An 18,529-nucleotide genomic window follows, 5' to 3' on the forward strand; every position below is an offset into this window, starting at 1 on the left:
GCCTTTTTTACAAAGATAAAGTTTATAGTTGTAACCTATAATTTGACCAGATAGACTATTAACGGAACCACAATGCTAGAAATGATTACAAGCTCTAAAAACTTAGGCTTTTTAATAGATTGAAGATAATTTACAATAAAGATAACCGATGGGAAAAAAGTTATTATGACCGCATTGTTGTTATCTGAGGTCACTAAAATATTCACTACCAGACCAATGATAAATGAAAATGCAATTAACCTCATAACAATAACCTTACCGACACCAGATTTACTTAGGTGGATAAATGCAGAAAATGCCATGGCCATATTCAATAGAGCATAAAGCGTCATTTTTAAGCTGGTCCACCATTTTATTGGAAAAATGGCATCATAATCAATTGCAAAATCATAATGCTCAGCTATAAAATTAGGCTTATCAAGAAGTAAGACAACTCCATAAAGAATCATAAAAAAACAAAAACCAACAGATAAAATTACCATCCAATTTCTAATATTCTTAGGCTCATAGATATAAATTGCCGCGAATACTAAAAGTAAATATAGCAGTGCCCATTCATAAAAGACACTTGAAATACAGATCCATAGACCTGCATCAAAAATCTTTAGCTTAATATTCTTCAAGGATTTAATACTCAGCAAACGCCTCATGGCCAATAGAAGAAAAAAACTGGTTAAAATAGCCTTACTATCACCCAAAGTTTCTGGAAAGACCACAAAAAGTAACGTGAAAAATAATATGGCATAAGAGTTTGTACCAGTAAGCTTATTGCGTTTTACAATGAAATCAACAACAAATACACTGAAAAGAAGAATGGCTAAAATACCTATAGATGGCATGATTTCCACTTCACTTATTTCAAAATCAAACAAGTAAAATTGAACCGACCAATAAAATAGAAACAAAAAAACCAGAAGAATTATGAAATTCACCGGTTTTGTTTTCTCAAAAATGCTTGAAATCATCTAAGCTTTTTATATTTTTGCTCGTAAATATAGTAATAAGATGAAATCATTTTTTGAAGGTATCGCGGATTTGTTCGTAAATGTATTGTTTGCACCGTTGGATTTTTTGCGTTTTACTGATAGTTGGGCATTAGCAAATATTCTTAATTGGATATTTATGCTAATAGGTTCAGTAGCATTTGTGTATTGGATGCTAGAGTTGAAAAAATACAATGAAAAGGGAGAAGAAGACAAGTCAAGTACTTCTCACTCATACCTATAAATAAAATACATTTATTTCATCGGATTTTATAAATTGAAATCCGATGAAATAAGTAATTGTTAAAGATCAAATCCAAGATCTTTTCTATAGTTCATACCTTCAAAGGAGAGCTTCGCTACATTTTCGTAAGACTTAGATAGTGCAGTTTTAAAATCACTTCCAAAAGAAGTTATTGCCATTACCCGACCACCATTAGTTACGACCTTACCTTCTTTAAGCGTAGTACCGGCGTGAAAAACCAAGGAATCTTCAATAGATTCAATACCAGAAATTTCTTTACCTTTCTCGTAAGACCCTGGATAACCACCTGAAACGGTCATAACCGTTGTAGCGGTTCTTTCATCCAATTGTAATTCTATGTCAAATAGTTTCTGGTCGGCTACGGCCTTTAATAAATCGACCATATCATTTTGAATACGTGGCAATACCACCTCTGTCTCAGGATCTCCCATTCTAACGTTGTATTCAATAACCTTAGGGTCATCTCCAACTTTTATAAGACCTATGAAGATAAAACCCTTGTACGGCATATTGTCCTTTTTAAGCCCCTCTACGGTAGGTTTTACAATTCGCTGCTCTATCTTGTCCATAAAAGCTTTATTAGCGAAAGGAACAGGGGAAATAGCCCCCATACCGCCCGTATTCAATCCGGTATCGCCCTCTCCTATTCTTTTATAGTCCTTTGCAGTAGGTAACACTTTATACGAATCGCCATCTGTAAGCACAAAAACACTTAACTCAATTCCGTCTAGAAACTCTTCTATAACTACAGTAGCACTTGCTGAGCCAAACTTTTTGTCTACTAACATAGATTTAAGTTCATTTTTGGCATCATCAAGATCATTTAAAATAACTACGCCTTTACCAGCGGCAAGTCCGTCAGCTTTCAATACATAAGGAGGATTAAGTTGTTCTAAAAATTTGAATCCGTCTTTAACTGTTTCTGAAGTAAAACTTTTATACTGAGCGGTAGGAATTTGATGGCGCATCATAAATTCTTTGGCGAATTCTTTACTACCTTCTAGAGTAGCCGCCAACTTTTCCGGACCAATTACAGCAATATTTTTTAACTCGTTATCATCCAAAAAGAAGTCATGGATTCCATTAACTAGAGGATCCTCTGGACCAACTACCACCAATTGAATATTTTCTTTTAAAACCAATGTTTTGATTTTTTCAAAATCATTTACACCAATTGGTACATTCGTTGCGATTTTATTAGTTCCTGCATTTCCTGGCGCCACAAAAAGTTTAGATACTTTTTCACTTTGTGCTATTTTCCATGCGAACGTGTGCTCGCGACCTCCCGATCCTAATATTAAAATATTCATTTTATAAATAACCTTGTTTATTGCATAATTTATCTTGTCGTCGAAAAATCCCTATGTTCTTTCTTCTGTAATTCCTCTGTAGACAACGATTTGAAGTAATCGTATACGATTTTTAGTCCTTCTGCCCTATGTACCTTTGGTTCCCACCCCAAGATTTTTTTAGCTTTACTAATATCAGGTTGCCTCTGCGTAGGATCATCTTGAGGAAGAGGCTTATAGATAACTTTTTGTTTAGTTCCTGTTAATGCTATAATCTCTTCGGCGAATTCCTTAATGGTAGTTTCGTGCGGGTTTCCAATATTAATAGGATCTGTATAATCACTGAATAACAATCGGTATATTCCTTCTACCTGGTCATCGATATAGCAAAATGAACGACTTTGAGAACCATCTCCAAAAACCGTTAAATCTTCTCCACGTAACGCTTGACCCATAAATGCTGGAACCACTCTACCATCGTTTAAACGCATTCTAGACCCATAGGTATTAAATATGCGAACAATACGTGTATCTAACCCATGGTGTCTATGATAAGCCATTGTAATGGACTCCATAAAGCGTTTGGCTTCATCATATACTCCACGCGGTCCTATTGGGTTTACATTACCAAAATATTCTTCGTTCTGAGGGTGTACTAACGGATCTCCATAAACTTCAGAAGTTGACGCTACCAAAATTCTAGAATCTTTTTCCTTTGCAAGCCCAAGTAAGTTTAGCGTACCTAAAGAACCGACCTTTAATGTCTTAATTGGAATCTTTAAATAATCTATGGGACTTGCAGGAGAGGCAAAATGCAAAATATAATCCAATTTACCAGAAATATGAACAAACTTTGTTACATCATGATGATGAAACTCAAAATTTGATAATGGAAACAAATGAGAAATATTATTTAAATCACCTGTAATAAGATTGTCCATCCCTATGACATGAAACCCTTCACTAATGAAACGGTCGCATAAATGAGAACCTAAAAACCCTGCAGCGCCTGTTATTAGTATTTTTTTCATATTATTTTAGTTATATACCTCTTGAAAAAAGAACTGTAGTTACAGTTTTAAAAATAATTCTTAAATCGAGAGTTATCGAACGGTTTTTAATATAATATAAATCATATTCCAACTTCTTGATAGAATCTTCAAGATTCTCTCCATACTTATACTTAACTTGAGCCCAACCTGTAATACCGGGCTTAATAAGGTGACGAGTACCGTAAAAAGGTACTAACGAATTCAACTGGTTAACAAAAACTCTTCTCTCAGGTCTTGGTCCAATAAATTGCATATCGCCCTTTATAACCGATAATATTTGAGGTAACTCATCAATTCTAAATACTCTCAATATTCTTCCAAATGGAGTTATTCTAGCATCATTCTTTACCGCCATCTTGGCCCCTTCCTTTTCAGCATTAACTACCATTGATCGAAACTTATAAATTTTAAACTCATTTCCATGAAGCCCAACTCTTTTTTGAGTATAAAATAAAGGTCCTCTATTAAAAAAGAAATTCAAAATAAAAACCACCGGAATACAGAACAATAAGACCAAACCAACAAAAATCGATAGAATAAGATTCACAATAAAACTAAATATTGTATGTAAATACCTAATTTTTCTATTTCTTAATTGCAATATTTCATAAAAACTGTCATTATGAGATTGTATAGGTAATGCTTCATAAGTATTTTCATAAAAAGAAGTATAGGATATAACCTCTTTGCCTTTTAAAATGGATTTTAAAAGTAGTTTTTCCAAATCATCCGGAAAATCACTATAATTTTTAATATTCACTATCCAAGAGTCGACTTTTTCTGTTGCAACAAAAAACTTATTTCTTATTTCATTGTGCTGATTAAGATTATATGTCAGTTTTACCTTATAAAAAGTTTCAACATCGCCGCCATCAATAGAAGAGGTTACTTCCCTAAAATGTTTTTCTGTTTCCTTATCATAAATTAGTAATACATTTTTAGTCGTAGGTATAACTCTAAAAACATTTACAAAGAACAATCTCCAAAGAGCAACTTCTATTGGTGTTAGAATTAGGAAGACCAGCAATGGAATTCTCCAAAAACTAGTGTCAAAAAACAATACAGAAAATATAAAAACAGTGAAAACAAATAAAGCAGTAATATACAGTGCCTGTGAAACAACATACTTTCTTTTTAAGGTTTTCTGTAGATTATATAAATCCAAAATGTAAGAAAGCGTTAGAAAAGAAAACACTCCAAATACAGTTATTATAACCTTTAATTTAAAAGACGCAAATTCAATATCAATAGCATTATTGATAAAAACATTTAGACTTGCTAATATAATAACCAAATCCCCAACTAAGAGAATAAACTTACGTTCTATTGAATTTAAAATTGAAGGATTGGGCATAACACTAATTAAAGATTCGCAATTTATACTAAATTTTTCCTAATACTTGTATTGCAAAAGAAAACAGTAAAGAAAATAAAAAAGAAAAGACCTCTTTGCAAATACATAAAATCTTCAATTAAACATAAACTTATTACTAAAACTAAAAAATATTGAAACAATGAATTGTTGGTTTTAAATGCTAAATAAATTACATATCCCAACAAACTAGTTAATATAGAAAACCCTAAAAATCCGTTAGACAAAAGTTCTTTTAAAAATGAATTATGAGGAATTAGTGTTGTAACCACATCGTTTATTGTAACCGTATGCTTTAAAATATTCTTTTCTCCTATTCCAAATAAAAAATTCTCGTCTATTATTTCAACAGATCTTGAAAAAAACACAGTCCTGTCATAATATGATTTTGTTAGTGATTTGAAAATCCATTCTTTAATAAGAAAGAAACCAACCAAAACACTTAAAAATAATGGGATTACCAAGACCCTGTAGTTTTTCAATAACAAGAGCGTATTAACCCATAAAAAAATACCCATGGTTAATTTTGAACCTAAAAAAAATATAGCACATAATTCAAGTAAAAAAATAAGACCATATAGCGCTTTTAACTTAACATTCTTTAGCCTAAGAAAATTTCTTAACACATATACAGATGAAAAAACTATATAAGCACCAATATAAGATCTATGAAAAGTACCAGGAAAATTATTTTCTATTGCCCAAAATAAATAATTGTCAATTTGAACCGTATACCTTGGGTGCGTATAAATAAAATAGAAATAATAAAGTATACAATATACTATGTAAACTAAAACACCACCTGTAAAAATATCTAAAATAGATTTTTGTATTGACTTTAATTTTAATTTATCCTTAATATTAAAAATCAATATTGGAAGAACAGAACAAATAATCTTCACATCATTTATAATAGTATTTTCAAAAAAACTCCTACCAGAAAATACCAAGGACAATAAATCAGACAGGAAAAACAAAAGAAACAACAAAGATAAAAAATCAATACCAATTGGTTTTTTTATTAAAAAAAAACAGTTTAAAATCAATAAACCTGCAGCAATTGACAATACAATCAAAGGTAAGGGCAAGGGTAATACTAATGCAAAAATGTAAAACCCAATAAAGTTCTTATCTAGCTTCATAAACTATCATAGATTCTAAGCAGTTTTGTCATTATTTTTACATTAGAAAAATGAGAGATTACTCTTTTTTTTGCATTTTCTCCCATTAAATCAACCAATTGATTATCAAAAGACAATTTATCAATAGCCTGAGCTAATGCTATTATATTGGAAGGTTCAACTGTAATTCCTGTAACATTATCAAGACTCACAAAAGGGACCCCAGTTGGCAAATTAGTATTAATTACAGGTTTGCCATAAGACATCGCCTCCAATTGAATAATCCCAAATGCTTCACTAGCAGCAATTGAGGGAAAAACGAAAAACAAACATTTTTTTAATAAATTCCGTTTCTCTTCTTCACTGACAAATTGATTTATAAACTTGATTTTTCTTGTGGATTTATTTTGATACTTTGTGATCAACTCCACTATATCTTTATCTCCATCACCTACTATAAATAGTTCTTTTCTTGTTTTAGCTTTCAAATAGGCTTGTAATAAGACATCAATACCTTTGTAGTACGAGAGTCTTCCTAAACATAAAATATACTCTCCTTTTGATAACTTTTCATCTATTGGATTCAAATTAATCCCTAAAGGTAATATTGATACTTTATTCTCAAATTTTTTCAAAACCTTCGAGAATTTAAGCAAATTAGGGGACGTTGTAGTTATAATAGATGCTTTCTTGCATAAATGTGATTGAAAAACCTCTACAAGTCGTTTTAAAGATTTTTGCTTTATAATATCACTGTGCCATGTAACAACAATCTTTCTCTTACTACTAATAAACAACGAAAGTAAAGATGCCAATGGAAACGGTTCGTGAAAATGAAATAAATCATGAGATTTATATAATTTGAAGAAATGATAAAAAAAAGAAACTGAAAGTGGCATAGACATAAAAGTTCCAAAAGAAGAACACCTCACTATTTCAACCCCATCAATATTTTCCTTTACCGTCTTAAAAGTAAAATTTTTATGAATACACAAAACCTTGACCTTGTGTAGATTTTTTAAAGCTTGAGCGTATTGACTTACTACAGTCTCCACACCCCCAATATCTGGATAATAATATTTATTTACTTGTAAAACCTTCAATACCTTTATTAATATATAATTCTATTAATTTATTAACATGAGAATCTATAGAATATGAATGCATTTGATTCAAATTTTTAATTAAAATCTCTGATTGTTCAACAGATCCTAGTTGATCTATAGCTAATTGAAGTTTACTAACAAGACCTGCTATATCTTTTTTAGAAAACAAATATCCTGTTTCAAAATCTTTAATTAAATCAATATTCCCATTACAGTTAGATGCAATTACTGGTATTTTGCTTAGTCCAGCCTCTATTATTGAAGTTGGCAAACCTTCTGACAAGGAGGTTGACAAATATAAATCAAAATTATGTATATAATTACCCGCACTAGGCATATCCCCCCACAAATACACCCTATCGCTACATTTTAATGATTTAATTGTACTTTCCACTTTTTCCTTATACAATATATCACCATCTAAAAATCCGCCCATAATGTGCAAAGCCGTATCTTGATTGTTCAGTAATGCAAAGCTCTTTAACATTGTAACAATGTCCTTGACAGGGTCTATTCTAGATAAGCTTACAATGTTAATTTTATATTTATCTAAAACACCTTGTAATTCACTTGGTAATTGCATTTTAGAAATGTCTACTCCATTACCGATTACCGTTACCTTTATATCATTCACCCCAGTAGTCTTTAAATACAATTCTTTTTCAGAATGACTAACTGCAATAGCCTTTACATAACAATAAGAAAATAATTTTTCAAAAAGCATATGAAATGTATGTCTAATTCCAGAATACTTAATATGAAATCCCCTAAACGTATAATAAATATCTACCTTATAGAATATATAAATTAAAAACGCATAAAATGCCCCGCCTTTACCATTAGCATGTATAATATCAGGCTTGACATTTTTTACTATTCGGAGCAATTTAAGATACGAGCTTAGTTTAATACTAGTTAAATTTACATCAAAGCTATCATCAGTAGCTTCAACATATTTGTTAAACAAATTTCCATCAATATTGCAGGCAGCAGCATAATTGCGAATTTTATCTTTACTTCCTTTAATGAATCTTAAAACATTTACCGGGGCGCCTCCTATTTTATACGCAGGAAATAGATGAAGTACCTTCTTCATAGAAAATATTCTAAGTTAGCATTTATGTACTTATAATTTTTTAGCGCTAGCATAATAGCAGCTAATAGAAACAATAGTATTCTGGTTACCATTTCAGATTTTTTAATTAAATATGCCAACAAAAAACCTTCAACAGCTATGAAGTAATAAGTAATTCGTATCATATAGGAAAAACTATTTAAGAAAAAATTGAGCGATATTCCAATTATGAACAAGTTCAATAAAAACGAATATTTGGGATCGTTGATTTTTTTCTTTTCTGTAATAAAAATAATAGATATTAAAATATACCAAATTTGAATAGGAGAAAAACCTACTCTTTCCATTTTAGAAGCATAATTCAAAAGTTTCGAAAAAATAAATTCTCCCCACAAAAAGCTGAACCCGACAGCAAATTGAAATACCTCAATTAAGGATATAAAGACAAATAAAAATGAAATACCAAGTATTGCTAAAAGAGTAGTTCTTTTGATTTTTAAATCATATAACCACCAAACCGGTAAAAATATGATGACCGAAACATGAAATGTTGCAGCTAAGATGATACATATAAAAAAAGAAGTCTTCTTTCTTTCTATCACATAATGAAGTGAAAAAAGACCTATTCCAAGTGCCATTGCTTGTCTAATCTGATTTGCTTCAAGCGATAAAAAATACGTTCCAAACAACACAAATGCTGTGACCAAAGGCAATGGGGATAATTTATGGGCCGCTTTTAATTTTAAACTTACTGAAATGAAAGCAATACAGAATAAAAAGAAAATTTCATTATTATAAATTTTTTTAATCAACGTTGAAATATATAAAAAGCCCAAGTCCAAACCGTCATAACCCTTTACCCTTTTGCCAATATCATTGAAAAATGTCAAGTAAATTTCAGTATCAACACCATGGCTTCCTCTTATAGTAAGCACAAAAACTAAAGCTATAAAAGCAATGAATATTAATCCCTTAATTCTTTTATTTAAAATCGTTTGGAGCAGAGAATTTGAAAAAAGATATAAGTAAAGAACAATGTAATTTATCATGTGCAATAATTTACATGTTCAGTATTAAATCTTCATATCTGCTTACAATAGAAGTTATACCATATCTTTGATTCACTTCTTCGCTAATTTTATCTTTTGAATGGTCTTTAGAAAGTATCTTGTTACAAGTTCTTTCTAATAATTCAGAATTTTCTATATCTATAATTTGACCAAAAATTGGCTTATTTATAATTTCATTAATACCGCCTTTATAATTGTTTGCAATAACCGGAACATCACAGATGAGAGATTCTAAAACAACGTTTGGAAAACCCTCAAATCTAGAACTTGAAATGAATATTGATGATTGTGATATGTATTTATAAGGATTATCTTGAAAACCAAGTAACGAAACATGTTTCTCGATGTTTAATATTTTTAATAATTCAATTAACTCATTCTTTAACTTACCTTTTCCAATAATAGAAATATGATATTTCTCTTTATCCTCAAATTTCGCAAAAGATTTAAAAAGCAAATCATATCCTTTTTGATAAGTTAAACTACCTACAGATATTAAATTAATTTTGTCTTGAGGAAGCAAAATGCTTGTAGAATGCTTAAGACTTTGTATATGTTTTAAATCAACTGGATTATTAATTTTTACAACTTGATTTTCTTTTAAATTTCTTACAAGATTTTTTAAATCTATCTCCATATCATCACTTTGAACTATAATTTTGTCAAAATTCTTATAAAACATTTTATAAAAAAGAATCGAGATTCTATTATGATTGCTTTTGCTTACAATATTAGATTCTCTGCCAATCACCTTTACATTTCTTGGAATTAAAAAAGAAACAGCTGATAACATTGCATTCAAGTGACCCAATGTAGATAAAACTATGTCCGGTTGTTCCTTTCTGATAAATTTTATGATTGGATAAATCGAATAACGAACTCTTGACACTTTTAAATCATGTATGGAAATAGTTGGGTCCTCCTCAATCTGAGGCAAAAACTCACCTTCTTTTTTTAAGAGACACAAAGTAACTTCAAACTTATCTTTATTGAAATACTTGCACAAATTCATGAAAACCCTTTCAGAACCGCCTCCGCCAAGTGATGGTAGTAAAAAAACGACTCTCAGTTTCATATTTATATTATTTTCTATTATCAACTGGCAACGTTACCAACTCACCTAACTTGTAATCCCACTCTTTAGGAATAATCGGTCTAAAACCAGAGTCATGATTAAAAGTAATCTCACCAAAATATACTTTAGTATCATCTAATGAATAAAAATCAACTCTTACATACGGAAATGCGTCACTTAAAACCCTTGCTAATTCAATCATGACGTCTAAAGTACTGGGTCGAGGAATATTTAAGTTGTTTGGTAATGTTTCTCCTCCCGTCTTCAGCTTAGTAGACCAATGAAACTGTGTTCTTTTCCAATTTATATCATACCAATTTCTAGAATGATTCGGCTTACCTCGGTCTACATCTAACTGTATATATTTGGGTTCACCTTTAAAACAATGAATCTTATAATCTTCAGGTATTCTTCCATTCTTTGTAATTAAAAGCTTTTCAACTAAAATTTTTGGTGGTATGTTCTTGTATTGCCATTCTTTTGATTTGTAGTAAAAATTAGACTTTAAGCTTTTTGAAAAAAAACGCCTAAGTTCATTCCAATCATCAATATCATTTTTATCCTTTACTATTTTATAACTTCCAGAATCATGGTTTGTTTTTATAATAAACGGCTCCTCTGGTAAATTTTCATAATTTATATCATTGACATTTTCTGTAACCAAAATTAAAGGAACTAAATACTCTGCACCAACCCTATCCGCCACATAATCTCTAACCGCAATTTTATCGGCACATATAGTATGTAAGGGTGTTCTATTATAGAGTTTTAGCCACTGTATTTTTTCATTTAATGTTCTTGGATTGTTTAAATCCAAATCATAGCCCATTCTTCTTTTAAAACGGTTTTCGGTAAAAGCCTTTTCTTTAACAATTCTATGCCTATAAAAGTCAAACAGATAAACTAAAGGTTTTGCTAAGTAGCTAAAAGAGCCTCCACCATAATAATATTTGCCCAATTTTGATCTAATGCCCATGGATATAAGATTGTATTTAATTGCTAGATAATAGCGATATAAAAATTCAAAAATATAAACAATAAACACTACTAGAACAATATACTTGAAAGTTATTTGATTTAAGAAGTACAATAGAACGATTAATATCAAATAAAACCCAGATGACATTAGCATTGTATGAAAAAGTAGTTTAAACTTATCAAATACTATAAAACAATTTCGCGCTAAAAAAACAGATAACGTAAGAAATAATGAACTAAATAAAAATAGCCGAATTTCTTTCTCATTATTCAACTCTTCAATATTCAAAAAATGAAAAATCTCTGTTAAAAAAAATTGTGTAACTACTACCATTGATAATACTAACAAAAAGCTGTAAAAAGCAACCTTTTTAACAAAACCCATGTTTAAATCTTTTGCAACCTTTGGATAAATTGCTCCATTTATAGCCTCTATTGGCTGCGTTATAAAGGAAATAAGTTTAATCGAAATATCATACAAAGCTACTTCTTGCATTCCTAAAAAATATCCAACAATAAATACGTTAAAACGATCCTTAATAGAAATAACAAAGGTTGATGCAAAAAGATAAAAACTACTTTTTAAGTAAAAAAAGTACTTATCCCAACTGTATAATTTTAAAGTAACTTTTTCATGATTAAACATTACATATAACCCAATTAGACCACCAACAAATGCACCAATTCCGAAAAAAATAGGCACGTTCAAATAATCCGCAGCACTTTTAATGGTTAAAAACATTAAAACAACGAAAACAATTTTAACTGACACATTGATGATAACTATGTATTTCATTTCTTCTATCCCTTGGAAAAACCACTTTGGAAAAAGAATGAAATTAAAATTCAAGGCGTAAAATAATAAATACAAGATTTCATCTCCTTTAAAGAAAGGAACGTTTATAACCACTATGAAATAAATAAAGAATACTATTATACCAAGAAATAGCCTAATTGGAACAATGCAAGAAACAATTTCAGATAACTTTATTATATCTTCTCTATAAATAGAAACTTCCTTTACTGCAAATCGGTCAAATCCAAAATCAATAAATAATGACAAATAAAGCGCTAAAGATTGAGCTAGAACTATTTTTCCCCATAATTCTAACCCGAACATATCAATTAAAAAAGGGTAAATTATAATGGGAAAAAAAACATTGAATATTTGTAGTAAGGTTAAATAAGAAAAATTTTGGACAATGTTGTTATATTTGTCTAATAAAATTTTGAACTTTTTCATTAATTAATTTTTCATTGTAACCCTCTTAAAAAAGATCAATTAATCCTACTATTTTTTGGTCTAGAAGCAAGATAAGCTGTGTTATTATCAAATATAACGACCTTATTTGAAAGCTTTTTGTCATTTATTATCTTCACTGCAAACTGGTACCAAGTCATTTCAATTTTATCGGTAAAATGGTAAACTCTATATTTAAACTCATTCAACTTTATTTCCCCAATGATAAATTCACCCAAATTCATAGCATTCGTGGGATATCCTAATTGAGTATTTGAAACTTTAAGAATATCATCTGTTTTAGCCTTCTTCAGAATAGTAGTATAAAAATTCTTGCCAAATTCAGAATACAACCAAGATGTTCTTATAATACAATAATTGTCCATTATCTCTTGAATATGCTTTTCACCTAGTAATTTAGATTTACCATATTCGTTAATTGGATTAGGCACATCCTTTACGGTATACGGTTCATCCTTTTCACCATCAAATACATAATCGGTAGAAATGTGTATTAAGGTCGTATTATAACTTTTACATACATTGGCTAAATTCTTAACACCTTCTGCATTTACCTTATAAGCAATATCTGGTGTTTTCTCGGCTTGTTCTACATTTGTGTATGCGGCGCAGTTAATACAATAATTAAAATTGCCCTTTACAAATGCTTCCTCTATTCCTAAAATATCAGTGATATCTAACTCCTTGGAACTTTTAAATATAACATTCAATTCTTTATATGATGGAGCTATTTTTTGCAAACATTGACCTAGTTGCCCATTGGCTCCTGTTACTAATACTTTCTTCATTTTTCTAAATCTTTGAAACTAGGCAGAAGCATGTCTTTCTTTGATACGGTCAGTTCTGAAATCGGGTAGCTCCAGTCTATTCCTAAATCTAGATCACTATATAAAATGCCCGATTCCAATTCAGGGTCGTAATAATTATCACATAAATAAGTGAAAATTACTTCGTTGGTAAGTGTTACAAAACCATGGGCCATACCTTTTGGTATAAAAAGACTTGTGCGGTTTTTATCAGATAGATTAACCTTGATATGCTGTCCAAAAGTTTCACTGTTTGGTCTTAAATCTACCACCACATCTATTACTTCTCCTCTTTGGACGGAAACTAATTTAGCCTGTGCCCCTAGTCCTTTTTGGTAATGCAAACCACGTAAAACCCCTTTCTTGGAAATAGAGGTATTTTCTTGGACAAAGTCAATATTATGACCTAAAAAAACCTCCAATTCCTTTTTTCTGAAAACCTCAAAAAACATCCCTCGTTCATCTGAATAAATTTGGGGTTCCAAGATTAAACATCCTTTTAGTTTTGATTCAGATATTTTCATTTAATCAGGCGCATTAAATATTCTCCGTATCCACTCTTTAATAACGGCTCGGCTAACTTTTCTAGTTGTTTTGCGTCAATAAAGCCTTGGGTATATGCTACCTCTTCTATACAACCTATTTTTAATCCTTGACGTTCTTCTATTACTTGCACAAACTGAGATGCGTTCATTAAAGAACTAAAGGTACCCGTATCTAACCAAGCAATTCCTTTATCAAGAACACTTACTTTCAAGTTACCTTTATTTAAGTAAGCAATATTTACATCTGTAATTTCCAGTTCTCCTCTTTTGCTAGGTTTTATTTGCTCTGCGATCTCTACTACATTATTATCGTAAAAGTAAATTCCCGGTATAGCATAATTAGATTTAGGAATTTTAGGTTTTTCAACAATTGAAATAGCTTTTCCAAATTCATCAAATTCAACCACACCATATCTATTTGGATTATTTACATGATACCCATAAATTATACCGCCTTCTGGCTTAGAATTTTCTTTTAATAATTTTTCCAGACCATTACCGTAAAAAATATTATCTCCTAAAACTAGAGCAACCTTACTATTACCAATAAATTCCTTACCTATTATAAAAGCCTCTGCCAAACCCTTTGGTTCTGGCTGAATAGCATATTGAAATGTACAACCCAATTGTTTACCGTCTGACAGTAGTTTTTTGAATAACGGTAAATCATCTGGTGTAGTTATTATTAAAATTTCCCTTATTCCAGCAATCATTAGCGTAGATAACGGGTAATAAATCATTGGCTTATCATAAATTGGCATTAACTGTTTACTTAATGCTTTTGTTAAAGGCCAAAGTCGCGATCCCGTACCTCCTGCAAGTAAAATTCCTTTCATAATTATTTGGATTGAAACTTTTTTAAATACCAGTCAACTGTCTTCTCTAAACCAGTATGGATACTTTCTAATGCATTCCAACCTAGTTCTTTTTTAATTTTGGATGCATCAATGGCATACCTAAAATCATGACCTAATCGATCATCAACAAACTTAATTTGGTCCCTGTAACTGCCATTACTTTTGGGTACTTTTAAATCTATAAATTCACAAATTTTTTCAGCAATCGTTAAATTATCATATTCATTATTTCCTCCTAAAAGATAGGTTTCACCAGCAACGCCGTTAAAATAAATAAGATCTATTCCTTTGCAATGATCCTCTACAAATAACCAATCCCTTACATTCTTACCATTACCATAAATTGGAATTTTCAATCCTTTTATAGCTGATCTAATAATTGTAGGAATTAATTTTTCATCGTGCTGTTTCGGTCCATAATTATTTGAGCAATTACTGGTGACTACGTTCATACCATAAGTATGATGATAACTTCTAACCAAAAAATCAGATGAAGCCTTAGATGCACTGTAAGGACTATTTGGCTGGTAATTTGACCCTTCGGTAAAAAAACCATTCTCACCTAAAGACCCATAAACTTCATCTGTGCTAATATGATGAAATCTATAATTTTCACCTTTCCAATAGTTTCTAGCTGCCTCTAATAACGTAAAAGTACCTTCAATATTGGTTTTTATGAATTGCCCTGGAGAGTTAATTGAATTATCTACATGTGACTCTGCGGCAAAATTGATTATGCCTTTTATTTCATGCTTATGAAATAGTTTTGAAACTAAGGTTGCATCGCAAATATCTCCTTCAATAAAAGTGTAATTAGGATTATTACTTAATTCACTCAAATTGTTTATATCACCAGCATAGGTTAGTTTGTCTAAGTTAACTACTCTAATATTAGGGTATTTCGTTAAAAAGTAAACAATAAAATTGCTCCCTATAAAACCAGCACCACCAGTGATTAGAATTGTGTTGTCAGATAGCTGGTCTATCATACACTACATTAAAGATTTTGCCTTCTTATTCAAATAAAGGAGTGCTGAAAAAACGAAGAAGCCAGAAAGAAGTAATAATGGAATCAACACAATACTCTTCCCAAAAAACGACTTATGCTCTACTTGTGTTTCCCCAAGGTTGATAACACTTACAGGCACAGTACGTTCTTCTAGTTCTATTTTTTTGGATTCTATATCTCTGATCAGTCCTGTTTTGTATTCAAAAATATCAGCAATGTTAACTTGCTCTTGGTTATCAAGAATAATCTTATCAGTTGCAGTACTATTACCTTTGTTAGCTAGACCACTTGTATAATTAACTATAATCTCATCTACTTGTTTTAATAATTTCTCGTCCTGTTCAATACGATCTTGGGCATTGTTTCTATATATTTCTAATAGCCCGTTAAAATAGGTATTGGAGTTAATATAATCTAAAACCTTTTTTGCAAACTGCTTACCAAATGCAGCATTGTTATAATAAAAAGTAATTCTATGGTTGAAAGAGCTTTTGTTTTGTAACTCGGCCCTAACGATATCAGCAATAGCATCTGTATTTTCAAAGCTTTGAAGCAGTTCCAAATATTTTAAGTCACTTTCAGAATTGCTTACCTCTGCGACTCTACCTATTTCAATTTTTAAACCTGTAAAATCAACTTCATTTATACCTATGGTATTAAAAAACAAAGTATCTTTCGCTTGTATATTAGATTGTATTTCGGTTACAACATCATATAAATAGTTTTTACTTTCCAATTGAGGTTTAACAATGACCTCTGTTTTATACTTTTTAGATATAATTTGATTGAGACCGTACCCAATTGCAAAACCAACAACAACCAGGCCAATAAGTATGAGTAGATTCTTTTTTAAATAAAGAAATACTCTTAAAAACCAACGAAAAACAGCATTAAAGCCCCTTCCTATTAATTGAAACAATTGCCCTAAGTCAATTTCATCTGAATTGTTCTGGGTAGATGGTGATTGATTGCTTGCCATTTACGTATTGAATATTTGTTTTAAAATTTTATCTGTAATAAGATATGTTGGTTTTACCCCAGTAGTTCCTAAACCTCCAGAAGCCAATGTACTACCGGTTTCTAAAGGGTTATCCGATGCATAATATGCATAACGTACTTTTACATCTTCTCCTATACTCTTTCTAATTTTTGAAGCACTCTGTATTGCTTTTTGATAATGTACTCCCTCCATCTCCAGTCCAATAACGTTCCATGTAGACTTGTGAAAAAACTTTAGTATGTCTTTGTTCTGAAGTGATGTTCCCAACACGGTTACCATGGTTCCTTCAAAAACCTTAAGACCATAACCCTCAAAATCCTTGGCACAAAGTTCATTATTAAATGGGTAATTATCTGCCGTACCTTCAAATATATGTGCAGATGGAATCATTAAATCTCCCTTACCGCCTTCTAATATTCCTGCCTTACCCATAATGGAAACAGAATCTACGTTAATCAACGACGAACCGCCCTTCTTGGTTACATATGGTTTCAACAACTCGTCTATAGTCTCATATGCCTGTTCGCCAAATGCGTAATCCATTACAAATATAACAGGTTTTTTATCATCTTGATTTTCTGAAAATTCGTACGAGCAGTTATTGATTTTTATTTTCGCCGTATCAAAAATTTGCACATCAATATTGGTTCCTGATGTATCATCAATAGCGATCATACCATTTTCTTCTGCTAAATCAATAACCTTTTTTCTTAAAGCAGCGTTCCCAGAACTACTAAGTGCTTCAAAAATCTCTAAAGAATCATTATTTGGAAATTCACTCTTTAAGGCTGCTTTAGCAAATAAAGAATTCATTACACTGTGCATATTGGCAGAGATAATATGAATTGGTCTTTGCAATAAATTATTTTTGGTCAGTACCTCTTTTATATTATTTGCCCATCGTTCACCATGAATATGATGCCCCAAACGCTCTCTTAACAATGCACTGAACGTTATAGTTCTTTTTTCACCTGTTATTTCTTCATCTAAGGCTAATTTACCTAACCAATAAATTACTTTTAGAAAACGATCGGGATTGTCTTTGGTACTGAATTTTTTATACACCTCCAATATCTCTTCAAAGGATCTACCTAAGATATTTGCCGTATGAATAATGGCAATTTCACGTTCAGATTGAGGCAATTCATCCTTTTGTACGGCATTTTCAAGCTTGGTCCAATCCCTGATGGTTTTATCTGTATCTGTTATAAGGACCTTTTTACATATTTTCTCAGATTCAATGAACAAAAATGTAAGGTGAGTTAGAATGTCATAAATATCTGATCGTCCCCTAGTAATTTCAATATTCATTTGCTCCTCATCTATTCGGTAGCAATTTCTTCTTCTCTTTGGTGGTATTATTGGGTTAATGTGTGAAATACCATACCCTTCATCTGAAGTTAAATTAATAAAAGAGCACTGTTCTATACCTTCTGGCAATCTTTCTAGAACATAAATGAGTCCGTTCAATTCTGCTTTTTCTTCACCTACGGAACCATATATTTCAGGTCTTAATTGTAGAAGTGCATTTTTTAAAGCTTCCCCCGATACGCCGTTAGGTTTATAAAAACCTCTATTGAACAAATGGCGCATGGTGATGTACATGCGTTCAATTGCATTTGTTGACTCTTGCGCCCTTGTAGTTGTAATTGCTTTTCCCATTGA

Annotated in this window: 17 protein-coding genes; 1 reads left to right on the top strand and 16 read right to left on the bottom strand. The window is 31.0% G+C overall.

The features are described 5' to 3' along the window. Nucleotides 1-35: 35 nt before the first annotated feature. Nucleotides 36-965, bottom strand: coding sequence for a DUF6427 family protein (locus CSC80_RS06205; RefSeq protein WP_058104549.1), 930 nt, complete (start codon nt 963-965; stop codon nt 36-38). Nucleotides 966-1,005: 40 nt separating this feature from the next. Between CSC80_RS06205 and CSC80_RS06210 the strand changes: the two genes are divergently transcribed. Further along, nucleotides 1,006-1,227, top strand: coding sequence for a hypothetical protein (locus tag CSC80_RS06210; RefSeq protein WP_058104550.1), 222 nt, complete (start codon nt 1,006-1,008; stop codon nt 1,225-1,227). A gap of 59 nt (nt 1,228-1,286) precedes the next feature. On the opposite strand, the gene purD is transcribed toward CSC80_RS06210, so the two are convergent. From purD to CSC80_RS06285, 15 genes are read right to left on the bottom strand one after another with little or no spacing between them, the layout of a single operon-like run. Next, nucleotides 1,287-2,558 (bottom strand): phosphoribosylamine--glycine ligase, encoded by a 1,272-nt coding sequence (purD, locus tag CSC80_RS06215; protein ID WP_099190489.1) that lies wholly within the window; start codon nt 2,556-2,558, stop codon nt 1,287-1,289. 29 nt (nt 2,559-2,587) lie between these two features. Next, nucleotides 2,588-3,568 (bottom strand): UDP-glucuronic acid decarboxylase family protein, encoded by a 981-nt coding sequence (locus CSC80_RS06220; protein ID WP_099190491.1) that lies wholly within the window; start codon nt 3,566-3,568, stop codon nt 2,588-2,590. Nucleotides 3,569-3,578: 10 nt separating this feature from the next. Further along, nucleotides 3,579-4,943, bottom strand: a complete 1,365-nt coding sequence (locus CSC80_RS06225; RefSeq protein ID WP_099190493.1) for an exopolysaccharide biosynthesis polyprenyl glycosylphosphotransferase — start codon at nt 4,941-4,943, stop codon at nt 3,579-3,581. Between the two features lie 23 nt (nt 4,944-4,966). Then, on the bottom strand, nt 4,967-6,103 hold the full coding sequence (locus tag CSC80_RS06230; protein WP_099190495.1) for a hypothetical protein: 1,137 nt from the start codon (nt 6,101-6,103) through the stop codon (nt 4,967-4,969). Beyond that, nucleotides 6,100-7,185 (bottom strand): glycosyltransferase, encoded by a 1,086-nt coding sequence (locus CSC80_RS06235; RefSeq protein WP_099190497.1) that lies wholly within the window; start codon nt 7,183-7,185, stop codon nt 6,100-6,102. Before CSC80_RS06235 ends, CSC80_RS06230 begins: the two co-directional genes overlap by 4 nt. After that, nucleotides 7,163-8,284: a glycosyltransferase gene (locus CSC80_RS06240; protein ID WP_074670869.1), complete on the bottom strand. Its 1,122-nt coding sequence runs from the start codon at nt 8,282-8,284 to the stop codon at nt 7,163-7,165. The genes CSC80_RS06235 and CSC80_RS06240 overlap by 23 nt, the downstream gene beginning before the upstream one ends. After that, nucleotides 8,281-9,312 (bottom strand): EpsG family protein, encoded by a 1,032-nt coding sequence (locus tag CSC80_RS06245; protein WP_099190499.1) that lies wholly within the window; start codon nt 9,310-9,312, stop codon nt 8,281-8,283. The genes CSC80_RS06240 and CSC80_RS06245 overlap by 4 nt, the downstream gene beginning before the upstream one ends. Nucleotides 9,313-9,322: 10 nt before the next feature. Continuing rightward, on the bottom strand, nt 9,323-10,408 hold the full coding sequence (locus tag CSC80_RS06250; protein WP_143751723.1) for a glycosyltransferase: 1,086 nt from the start codon (nt 10,406-10,408) through the stop codon (nt 9,323-9,325). 7 nt (nt 10,409-10,415) lie between these two features. Then, nucleotides 10,416-12,629, bottom strand: a complete 2,214-nt coding sequence (locus tag CSC80_RS06255; protein WP_099190503.1) for an ATP-grasp fold amidoligase family protein — start codon at nt 12,627-12,629, stop codon at nt 10,416-10,418. 35 nt (nt 12,630-12,664) lie between these two features. Continuing rightward, nucleotides 12,665-13,435 (bottom strand): dTDP-4-dehydrorhamnose reductase, encoded by a 771-nt coding sequence (rfbD, locus tag CSC80_RS06260; RefSeq protein WP_099190505.1) that lies wholly within the window; start codon nt 13,433-13,435, stop codon nt 12,665-12,667. Next, complete coding sequence (gene rfbC / locus CSC80_RS06265) at nt 13,432-13,977, bottom strand: dTDP-4-dehydrorhamnose 3,5-epimerase (protein ID WP_099190507.1); 546 nt, start codon at nt 13,975-13,977, stop codon at nt 13,432-13,434. Before rfbC ends, rfbD begins: the two co-directional genes overlap by 4 nt. After that, entirely contained in the window at nt 13,974-14,834 is an 861-nt protein-coding gene (gene rfbA / locus CSC80_RS06270) for a glucose-1-phosphate thymidylyltransferase RfbA (RefSeq protein WP_099190509.1), read from the bottom strand. Before rfbA ends, rfbC begins: the two co-directional genes overlap by 4 nt. Before the next feature lie 2 nt (nt 14,835-14,836). Beyond that, nucleotides 14,837-15,844 carry a dTDP-glucose 4,6-dehydratase gene (gene rfbB, locus CSC80_RS06275; RefSeq protein WP_099190511.1) on the bottom strand — a complete coding sequence of 336 codons (1,008 nt, stop codon included), beginning with the start codon at nt 15,842-15,844 and terminating at the stop codon, nt 14,837-14,839. A gap of 3 nt (nt 15,845-15,847) precedes the next feature. Next, entirely contained in the window at nt 15,848-16,843 is a 996-nt protein-coding gene (locus CSC80_RS06280) for a hypothetical protein (RefSeq protein ID WP_099190513.1), read from the bottom strand. Beyond that, the gene (locus CSC80_RS06285; RefSeq protein ID WP_099190515.1) at nt 16,844-18,526 is read right to left on the bottom strand and encodes a hypothetical protein; all 1,683 of its coding nucleotides are present in this window, start codon (nt 18,524-18,526) and stop codon (nt 16,844-16,846) included. Between the last annotated feature and the right edge of the window lie 3 nt (nt 18,527-18,529).

It is taken from the genome of Maribacter sp. 6B07, from assembly GCF_002700155.1.
GTDB classification, from domain to species: domain Bacteria; phylum Bacteroidota; class Bacteroidia; order Flavobacteriales; family Flavobacteriaceae; genus Maribacter; species Maribacter dokdonensis.